Here is an 8,785-nt window from a genome sequence, read left to right on the forward strand (position 1 = left end):
TGTACCGGCTAACTTGCTATAGAAGCTGCCGTATAGCCAGAAGTTCAGCGGATAAAGGCGTTATTTCACGTTTTTTTCACACGCCAAAACTACGCACAACTCCGGGAGATTTCCATAGGGTCGGTAGGATATTTCTTAGATGCTGCGGATCGCCGCTGGTCCAGAACTGTACAGGCGGCGGATTGCCAGTGGCCAGCAGTTCGCGATCACTCAAAAGACGCTGCAATTGACGCGCTACTGCCGCCCCGGTGTCGATCAAAATGATCGTCGGCGGGAGCATCTCGGCGAGCAGGGGCTTGAGGAACGGATAGTGGGTGCAGCCAAGGATGATGGTGTCGCAACCGGCCGCAATCAGCGGCTCCACGTATCCTTGCAACAGCAGGCGCAGGGCCGGGCTGTCCAGGTCGCCGGTTTCGATCAGCTCCACCAGGCCCGGGCAGGGTTGGGTGATCACCCGCACATCGGTGGCGAAGCGGTCGAGCAAGGCGGCGAACTTGGCGCTTTGCAGGGTGCCGGTGGTCGCCAACACGCCGACGACGCCACTGCGGGTCGCGGCAGCCGCGGGTTTGACTGCCGGTTCCATGCCCACCAATGGCCAGTCGGGATAGTCCTGGCGCAAATCGGCAACCGCCGCAACGGTCGCCGTGTTGCAGGCAATCACAAACGCTTTGGCGCCCTTCTCACGGAAGAACGCCGCCACCTGTCGCGAACGATCGAGGATGAACGCCGGGGTTTTCTCGCCGTAGGGGATATTCCCGCCATCCGCCACGTACAGCAGCGACTCATGGGGCAGCAGACGCTGGATTTCGTCCAGCACCGACAGGCCGCCGACACCGGAGTCGAACACACCAATCGGCGCATCCTTAACCATGTTGGCTACCGCAGACGCTGCAGCCGGGATCGCGCTTGACCCGCAACTCGCGAAAACGCGTGGTCAGGGCGTCGATCAACAACAGCCGCCCCACCAGCGGCTCGCCGAAACCGGCCAGCAATTTCAAGGCTTCCAGGGCTTGCAGGCTGCCGACCAAACCCACCAGCGGGCCGATGACACCGGCTTCGCTACAGGTCAGTTCGGCGTCGCTGCCGTGCCCGTATAAACAGTGGTAGCAGGGGCTTTCGGCGCGACGAGGGTCGAACACCGACAGCTGGCCTTCGAGGCGAATCGCCGCACCGCTCACCAAAGGCTTGCCGGCAGCGACACACGCAGCGTTGACCGCTTCGCGGGTGGAGAAGTTGTCGCTGCAGTCCAGTACCACATCGACCGCCGCCACGGCGGCCGCGAGGGAATCCTCATCCAGCGCGCTGCGATGGGCAACCAGCTGTATGTCAGGATTGATCGCGCTCAGGCGGCGAATCGCCGAGTCGACCTTGTTCAGGCCGACGCTGTCGGTGTCGTGAATGATCTGGCGTTGCAGGTTGGTCAGGTCGACAGTGTCGAAATCCGCCAAATGCAGCTCACCCACACCCGCCGCCGCCAGGTACAGCGCCACCGGCGAACCGAGGCCACCCAGGCCGACGATCAGCGCGCGGCTGTTTTTCAGGCGCAACTGGCCTTCGATGTCGACATGCTGCAACAGAATCTGCCGGCTATAGCGCAACAGCTCCTGGTCGTTCATCACGGGCGGCGTCCCAACGTGATGCGTTCGTGGCCGCCCAGGTCGATGCGGCTGTGGACTTCTTCAAAGCCTTCCCCCAGCAGCAGGTCGCGCACGGCGGGCGCCTGGTCGTAACCGTGTTCCAGCAGCAACCAACCTGCGGCGTCGAGGTGCGCAGGTGCCTGGGCGATGATCAGCCGCAGGTCGTCCAGGCCGTCATGCCCGGATACCAGCGCGCTGGCCGGTTCAAAGCGCACGTCACCGGCCACCAGGTGCGGGTCGGTGTCGGCTATATAAGGTGGGTTGCTGATGATCAGGTTGTAAGTGTGGCCTTCGAGGGCACTGAACCAATGGCTGTTCAGCACCGTGGCGTTGTTCAGGTGCAGGCGCTGGCGGTTGCGTTCGGCCAGGGCCACGGCTTCCAGCACGCGGTCGACCGCCGTCACTTGCCAGGCCGGGCGTTCGCTGGCCAGGGCCAGGGCAATCGCGCCGCTGCCGGTGCCCAGGTCCAGGACCTTGGCCGGTGTGGCAGGCAGCAATTCCAGGGCGGCTTCCACCAGCATCTCGGTTTCCGGACGCGGGATCAGCGTGTGCGGTGCCACTTCCAGGTCGAGCTTCCAGAAGCCTTGCTGGCCGAGGATGTAGGCCACGGGCTCGCCGGCACGACGGCGTTGCAGGTAGTCGGCAAAGGTCAGCGCGTGTTCACTGCTGACGATTTTTTCCGGCCAGGTGTGCAGGTAGCTGCGGGACTTGCCCAAGGCAGCGGCCAGCAACAATTCCACGTCCAGGCGCGCAGTCGGCGAGTCCGGCAGGTCGGCGGCGCGTAACAAACTGGCAATAATGGTCATTTATTCACCTATCGCCGCAAGCTGGTCGGCCTGGTATTCGGCCAACAACGGCTCGATTACCGCATCGACGCCACCGGCGAGGATTTCGTCCAGGGAGTACAGCGTCAGGTTGACGCGGTGGTCGGTGACCCGGCCCTGGGCAAAGTTGTAGGTACGAATGCGCTCGGAACGGTCGCCCGAGCCCACCAGCAACTTACGCTCACTGGCAATCGCATTAGCGGCGGCGCTGGTCTGCTGGTCATTCAGCTTGGCCGACAGCCAGGACATGGCCCGCGCACGGTTCTTGTGCTGGGAACGTTCTTCCTGGCACTCCACCACGATGCCCGAAGGCAAGTGAGTGATACGGATCGCCGAGTCAGTCTTGTTGACGTGCTGGCCACCGGCGCCCGATGAGCGGTAGGTGTCGACCCGCAGGTCTGCGGGGTTGATCTCGATGGCTTCCTGCTCGTCGGGCTCGGGCAACACGGCCACGGTGCACGCCGAGGTGTGGATACGGCCCTGGGATTCCGTGGCCGGCACCCGCTGCACGCGGTGCACGCCGGATTCGAACTTCAGTTTGCCGTAGACATTCTCGCCCTCAACCCGGGCGATGACTTCTTTATAGCCGCCGTGTTCGCCTTCGTTCTCGGACAAAATCTCCACACGCCAGCCGCGACGCTCGGCATAGCGCGAATACATGCGGAACAGGTCGCCGGAGAAAATCGCCGCTTCGTCACCGCCGGTGCCGGCGCGGATTTCAAGGAATACGTTGCGCCCGTCGTTCGGATCCTTGGGCAACAGCATGCGTTGCAGGTCGCCTTCCAGTTCGATCAGCTTGTCCTTGGCCTCTCGCACTTCTTCAACGGCCATTTCGCGCATGTCCGGGTCGCTGTCCTTGAGCAGCGCCTGGGCGCCTTCGAGGTCAGCCTGAACCTTGAGCAACTGTTTATAGGTGCCCACGATCGGATCAACTTCCGCGTACTCCTTGGAATAGGTGCGGAACTTGGAATGATCGGAGATGACCTCGCCATCGCCGAGCAAGGCGGTCAGTTCTTCGAAACGGTCCTGAAGGACGTCCAGTTTATTGAGCAGTGACGCTTTCATTGCGGTTTTTTATCCGAAGAGCTTTCTGTCGCGCCCTCACCGAGGGCAAAGAGTTCCTGGGCCATGGCCAGCGCATCGAGGCGGCCTTCGGCGGTAAGCTTTTTCAACTGGACACTGGGAGCATGCAGCAATTTGTTGGTCAGGCCGCGCGCCAACTGCATCAGCACGTCTTCGGCGCTGCTGCCGTTGGCGAGCATACGCTGGGCCTTGATCAATTCCTCGTCCCGCAGGCGCTCGCCTTGCTGACGGTAGGCCTTGAGCACGTCCACTGCCGCCAGTTCACGCAGGCGCACCATGAAATCGTCGGCACCGGTGCTGACCATTTCCTCGGCAGCCTGGGCAGCGCCCTGGCGACTCTTCAGGTTTTCGGCGACCACTTCGTGCAGGTCGTCGACGCTGTAGAGGTAAACGTCGTCCAACTCGCCGACTTCAGGCTCGATATCCCGGGGAACGGCGATATCCACCATGAAGATCGGCTTGTGCTTGCGCAGTTTCAGGGCGCTTTCCACCGCGCCCTTGCCGAGGATCGGCAACTGGCTGGCCGTAGAGCTGATGACGATGTCGCTGCGCACCAGCTCGGCCGGGATGTCGGAGAGCAACACCGCGTGGGCACCGAACTGCTCGGCCAGGATGCTGGCGCGTTCCAGGGTACGGTTGGCGACGACGATGCGCTTTACGCCCAGCTCGTGCAGGTGGCGGGCGACCAGGGTGATGGTCTCGCCGGCGCCGATCAGCAGGGCCTGGCTGCGCTGCAAGTCACTGAAAATCTGTTTGGCCAGGCTGACGGCGGCAAACGCCACGGACACCGGGTTTTCACCGATGGCGGTGTCGGTGCGCACCTGCTTGGCGGAGTTGAAGGTGGCCTGGAACAGGCGCCCCAGCAGCGGGCCGATGGTGCCGGCCTCGCGGGCCACGGCGTAGGCGGACTTCATCTGGCCGAGAATCTGCGGTTCGCCCAACACCAGCGAATCCAGCCCGGAGGCGACGCGCATCATGTGACGAACTGCCGCATCCTCTTCGTGCACATATGAGCTTTGGCGCAGCTCATCGAGGCTCAAATGGTGGTAATCGGCCAGCCAGCGCAGCACCACATCCGCTGAAAGATGTTCCTGCTCTATATAGAGCTCGCTGCGATTACAGGTCGAAAGGATCGCAGCTTCGCGACTGTCGGTGAGCCGGCAGAGCTGCTGCAAGGCCTCAACCAACTGCTCGGGAGTAAAAGCCACGCGCTCGCGGACGTCTACAGAAGCAGTCTTGTGGTTAATACCGAGTGCAAGGAAGGCCATTCAATATCGCTGATGATGTCGGGAAGCCGACAATTGTCCTACTTCGAATGATTCAGAACAACCACCGTAGGCTATTGTCCTAGTAGCTTACGCCTATAAAGGCCATCTGTAGGAGCGAGCTTGCTCGCGATGGTCGTTAACGATAACGCTGGCTTACGGGATAAAACGCGTTGTCCTCTGGTTCTTCGCGAGCAAGCTCGCTCCTACACGGTTATGTTTGGCCGAAGGCTTGTGTCATGATGATCCGACCGCAGGTTAGTCGTCCTCTTCCTATATGAATAGATCTTCCGCGTTGCTCCTTGCTTTTGTCTTTCTCAGCGGCTGCCAGGCCATGGCACCCGTGTCGCCGGACGGTACGCCGCCGGTAGAAGACAGCACCCCCGCCCCTGAAAAGCCCAAGGTTTATTCCTCGTTCAGTGAAGAGACGATCTTCAGCCTGCTGAGCGCGGAGCTGGCCGGCCAGCGCAATCGTTTCGACATTGCCCTGGATAACTACGTGACCCAGGCCATCAATACTCAGGATCCGGGGATTTCGGAGCGGGCGTTTCGCATCGCCGAGTACCTGGGCGCCGATCAGGCGGCCCTGGACTCCTCGCTGATCTGGGCGAAAAACGCCCCGGACGATCTCGAGGCACAACGGGCAGCGGCCATTCAACTGGCCCGCGCCGGGCGCTATGACGACTCCATGGTGTATATGGAGAAGGTCCTGCAGGGCAAGGGCGACACGCATTTCGACTTCCTCGCGCTGTCGGCCGCCGACACCGATCAGGACACCCGCAACGGCCTGATGAAGAGTTTCGACCGCCTGCTGCAAAAACACCCGAACAACAGCCAGCTGATTTTCGGCAAGGCGCTGTTGTTGCAACAGGATGATGAGCCCGAGGCTGCGCTGAAGCTGCTGGAGCAACACCCGCCGGAAGAGGGCGAGATTGCGCCGATCCTGCTGCGTGCCCGCCTGCTGCAAAACCTCAACCGCGGCAAGGAAGCGATTCCGCTGCTGGAAAAAAGCATCAAGAAGTACCCGGGCGACAAACGCCTGCTGCTGACCTATGCCCGCATGCTGGTTGAACAGGACCGCATGGAAGACGCCAAGGTGCAGTTCGCCAACCTCGTGCAGCAATACCCGGACGATGACGAATTGCGCTACTCCCTGGCGCTGGTGTGCCTGGAAGCCAAGGCCTGGGATGAGGCCAAGGGTTACCTGGAAGACCTGATCGCCCGCGAGAGCCACGTGGATTCGGCGCACCTGAACCTGGGCCGCATCGCTGAAGAGCGTAACGACCCGCAGGCTGCATTGCTTGAATACGCCCAGGTCGGCGCCGGCAATGACTACCTGCCGGCGCAACTGCGCCAGGCCGATATCCTGATGAACAACGGCCGTACCGACGAGGCGGAAAAACGCCTGGCTGCCGCACGGGATGCCGAACCGGACTACGCGATCCAGCTGTACCTGATCCAGGCCGAGACCCTGTCGGCCAACAAGCAGGGCGATCGCGCCTGGAAAATCCTCCAGCAAGCCTTGCTGCAATATCCGGACGACTTGAACCTGCTGTACACCCGCGCCATGCAGGCGGAAAAACGCAATGACCTGGCGCAGATGGAAAAAGACCTGCGCCTGATCATCAAGCGCGACCCGGACAATGCCATGGCACTGAACGCCCTGGGTTACACCTTGTCCGACCGTACAACGCGTTACGCCGAAGCCAAGGAGCTGATTGAAAAAGCTCACCAGCTCAACCCGGAAGACCCGGCCGTACTCGACAGCCTCGGCTGGGTGAATTACCGCCTGGGCAACCTGGACGAAGCCGAACGCTTGCTGCGCCAGGCGCTGGAGCGCTTCCCCGACCAGGAAGTCGCCGCACACCTGGGCGAAGTGCTCTGGGCCAATGGCAAGCAGCGTGAAGCGCGACAAATCTGGGAGAAGTTCCTCAAGGAACAGCCCGAAAGCCCAATCCTGCGCAGCACCATCAAGCGCCTGACCGGATCCGAGACCCTTTAACTTTATGTTTTTGCGCCACGTTATCGTTTTCAGCTTTATCGCCCTGCTCGCCGGCTGTTCCGGTCTTGGCACCCGTGAATCTGTCGAAGGCCCGGGCAACCCGGCGCAGTGGCAGCAGCACAAGGATCAACTGAGCAGCCTTGATGGCTGGCAGATCGAGGGCAAGGTGGGCATTCGCGCCCCGAAAGATTCGGGCAGCGGCACCTTGTTCTGGCTGCAACGCCAGGACTATTACGACATTCGCCTGTCTGGCCCGCTGGGCCGCGGTGCGGCACGCCTGACCGGCCGGCCGGGGCAAGTCAGCCTGGAAGTGGCCAATCAGGGCCGCTATGAAGCGCCAACGCCGGAAGCCCTGCTGGAAGAACAGATGGGCTGGAAACTCCCCGTATCGCACCTGGTGTGGTGGGTACGCGGTCTTCCTGCGCCAGACAGCAAGAGCCGCCTGAGCCTCAATGGCGACAGCCGCCTGGCTTCGCTGGAACAGGATGGCTGGCAGGTCGAATACCTGAGCTATGTGCAACAGAACGGTTACTGGCTGCCCGAGCGCATCAAGCTGCATGGCACCGACCTTGACGTCACGCTGGTGATCAAGGACTGGCAACCGCGCAAGCTGGGGCAGTGAGATGAACGAGCAACGCCTGACCCTGCCCTCCCCGGCCAAACTGAATTTGATGCTGCACATTCTCGGTCGCCGTGAAGACGGCTATCACGAGTTGCAGACGATTTTTCAATTTCTCGACTACGGCGATGAGCTGACCTTCGCCGTTCGCGATGACGGCGTGATCCAGTTGCACACCGAATTCGACGGCGTGCCTCACGACAGCAACCTGATTGTGAAGGCCGCGAAAAAACTCCAGGAACAATCCGGTTGCCCACTGGGCATCGACATCTGGATCGAAAAAATCCTGCCCATGGGCGGCGGCATCGGTGGCGGCAGCTCAAATGCCGCAACGACATTGCTCGGCCTGAATCACTTGTGGCAACTGGGTTGGGACCACGATCGCCTGGCGGCGCTGGGCCTGACACTGGGCGCGGACGTCCCGGTTTTCGTGCGTGGGCACGCCGCTTTTGCCGAAGGCGTGGGGGAGAAACTCACCCCTGTAGACCCCGAAGAGCCGTGGTATGTCGTGCTTGTTCCGCAAGTATCTGTAAGTACAGCAGAAATTTTTTCAGATCCACTGTTGACACGTAACTCTCCTCCCATTAAAGTGCGCCCCGTTCCCAAGGGAAACAGTCGAAATGACTGCTTACCGGTTGTAGCAAGGCGTTATCCAGATGTACGTAACGCTTTGAATTTGTTAGGTAATTTTACCGAAGCAAAATTAACCGGAACTGGAAGTTGTGTGTTTGGGGGCTTCCCAAGCAAAGCTGAAGCTGATAAAGTCTCGGCCCTTCTTACAGAGACCCTTACAGGGTTTGTAGCAAAGGGAAGCAACGTTTCGATGTTGCATCGCAAGCTGCAAAGTCTGCTCTAAAGGAACCGAGTACTGGGTACTCGTTGCAACAGATACAGGGGCGTCGCCAAGCGGTAAGGCAGCAGGTTTTGATCCTGCCATGCGTTGGTTCGAATCCAGCCGCCCCTGCCATTTTCTATACTCATCCAGGTTACCCTCAGCCTCTAGGTACTGCGCGTGTCCAAGATGATGGTCTTTACGGGGAATGCTAACCCCGATCTGGCTCGGCGTGTTGTACGTCAGCTGCATATCCCTCTCGGTGACATCTCTGTCGGTAAATTCTCCGACGGCGAAATTACAGCCGAGATCAATGAAAACGTCCGCGGTAAAGATGTCTTCATTATTCAGCCGACTTGCGCTCCGACCAACGATAACCTGATGGAACTCGTCGTGATGGCTGATGCCTTCCGCCGCTCCTCAGCGACTCGAATCACAGCTGTAATCCCTTACTTTGGTTATGCCCGTCAGGATCGCCGTACGCGTTCCGCACGTGTGGCTATCAGCGCGAAAGACGTCGCTG

9 protein-coding genes and 1 tRNA gene are annotated in these 8,785 nt (G+C 60.7%); 5 read left to right on the forward strand and 5 right to left on the reverse strand.

The annotated features are described in order from the left end of the window. Window positions 1–76 precede the first annotated feature (76 nt). Genes murI through hemA form a run of 5 tightly spaced genes read right to left on the reverse strand, consistent with a single transcriptional unit; the run spans window position 77 to window position 4,812 of the window. Window positions 77–871 carry a glutamate racemase gene (murI, locus tag ACIOMR_RS28780; protein ID WP_003208413.1) on the reverse strand — a complete coding sequence of 265 codons (795 nt, stop codon included), beginning with the start codon at window positions 869–871 and terminating at the stop codon, window positions 77–79. Further along, on the reverse strand, window positions 864–1,619 hold the full coding sequence (locus ACIOMR_RS28785) for a molybdopterin-synthase adenylyltransferase MoeB (RefSeq protein ID WP_401197782.1): 756 nt from the start codon (window positions 1,617–1,619) through the stop codon (window positions 864–866). Before ACIOMR_RS28785 ends, murI begins: the two co-directional genes overlap by 8 nt. After that, window positions 1,616–2,443, reverse strand: coding sequence for a peptide chain release factor N(5)-glutamine methyltransferase (gene prmC / locus ACIOMR_RS28790; RefSeq protein ID WP_003208408.1), 828 nt, complete (start codon window positions 2,441–2,443; stop codon window positions 1,616–1,618). Before prmC ends, ACIOMR_RS28785 begins: the two co-directional genes overlap by 4 nt. After that, window positions 2,444–3,526: a peptide chain release factor 1 gene (prfA, locus tag ACIOMR_RS28795; protein ID WP_401197785.1), complete on the reverse strand. Its 1,083-nt coding sequence runs from the start codon at window positions 3,524–3,526 to the stop codon at window positions 2,444–2,446. After that, on the reverse strand, window positions 3,523–4,812 hold the full coding sequence (hemA, locus tag ACIOMR_RS28800) for a glutamyl-tRNA reductase (protein WP_008432265.1): 1,290 nt from the start codon (window positions 4,810–4,812) through the stop codon (window positions 3,523–3,525). Before hemA ends, prfA begins: the two co-directional genes overlap by 4 nt. 274 nt (window positions 4,813–5,086) lie before the next feature. Here hemA and ACIOMR_RS28805 point away from each other — a divergent pair, with 274 nt between their 5' ends. From ACIOMR_RS28805 to prs, 5 genes are all read left to right on the forward strand, one after another. Further along, window positions 5,087–6,811, forward strand: coding sequence for a tetratricopeptide repeat protein (locus tag ACIOMR_RS28805; RefSeq protein WP_008432263.1), 1,725 nt, complete (start codon window positions 5,087–5,089; stop codon window positions 6,809–6,811). Window positions 6,812–6,815: 4 nt separating this feature from the next. Continuing rightward, complete coding sequence (lolB, locus tag ACIOMR_RS28810) at window positions 6,816–7,433, forward strand: lipoprotein insertase outer membrane protein LolB (RefSeq protein WP_008432261.1); 618 nt, start codon at window positions 6,816–6,818, stop codon at window positions 7,431–7,433. Window position 7,434: 1 nt separating this feature from the next. Further along, window positions 7,435–8,286, forward strand: a complete 852-nt coding sequence (ispE, locus tag ACIOMR_RS28815; RefSeq protein ID WP_003208395.1) for a 4-(cytidine 5'-diphospho)-2-C-methyl-D-erythritol kinase — start codon at window positions 7,435–7,437, stop codon at window positions 8,284–8,286. 36 nt (window positions 8,287–8,322) lie between these two features. Beyond that, window positions 8,323–8,397 (forward strand) — tRNA-Gln (locus tag ACIOMR_RS28820). A gap of 45 nt (window positions 8,398–8,442) precedes the next feature. Then, window positions 8,443–8,785, forward strand: a 343-nt coding sequence (gene prs / locus ACIOMR_RS28825; RefSeq protein WP_401197791.1) for a ribose-phosphate diphosphokinase, incomplete at its 3' end; no start/stop codon positions are given.

It is taken from the genome of Pseudomonas sp. NPDC087814 (assembly GCF_044742865.1).
Lineage (GTDB): Bacteria > Pseudomonadota > Gammaproteobacteria > Pseudomonadales > Pseudomonadaceae > Aquipseudomonas.